Genomic DNA, 616 nt, shown 5'->3' on the forward strand with positions numbered 1-616 from the left:
GCCAACGGCGACTCATCGACTTGGTCAACTGTCGCGATAGATTTCGATACGCCTGGGGACGACGCAGCGGCATTTCCACAGTGGCCAAGGATGGCGTTGGCGACGCGGCACCGATCATTCCGGTGCTGTGCATCAGGTCGACGGGGCGATCTCAGGCACGGTTCGCAACTGTGCCGGTGGTGTGACTCCATGGGGAAGTTGGTTGACCTGTGAAGAGTCGGACGCCAGCACGGCCGATGGCAACGACATCGCTCATCACGACACGATTGACAAACATCACCGCCATGGACTGGATGTGGTCCCTGGTACGCTGATGGAAAAGATCTTCGGCGATGCTCGCGCAGACCGGCACTGGTTTGCAGCAGCACGGTGTGATCGAGGCCGCATCGACCGCCTTCAGTCCGACGGGCGCGGTATTCTCGCCATTGCGAGCCACGACCTGCAGACGCGTGCCGGTCGATATCTCCCCGTAGCGCGCAAACGCTTCGAATTCGTCCTCGCTCGGCGATCGCTGCCAGATTTCGACTTCCAGGTCTCCGCCAAGCAGTTCCTGCCCGCGATTTTCGAGCTCGTTGTCGATGGCTGACGTCAGCGTCCCGATCGCCGTGAGCGCGCC

At 61.5% G+C, this 616-nt stretch carries 1 protein-coding gene; it reads left to right on the top strand.

Annotation, left to right across the window (positions count from 1 at the left end; translation table 11 throughout):
* Positions 1-181: 181 nt before the first annotated feature.
* On the top strand, positions 182-586 hold the full coding sequence (locus tag AB1L30_RS00100) for a hypothetical protein (protein ID WP_367011330.1): 405 nt from the start codon (positions 182-184) through the stop codon (positions 584-586).
* The last annotated feature ends 30 nt before the right edge of the window (positions 587-616 follow it).

Source organism: Bremerella sp. JC817, from assembly GCF_040718835.1.
GTDB lineage: Bacteria > Planctomycetota > Planctomycetia > Pirellulales > Pirellulaceae > Bremerella.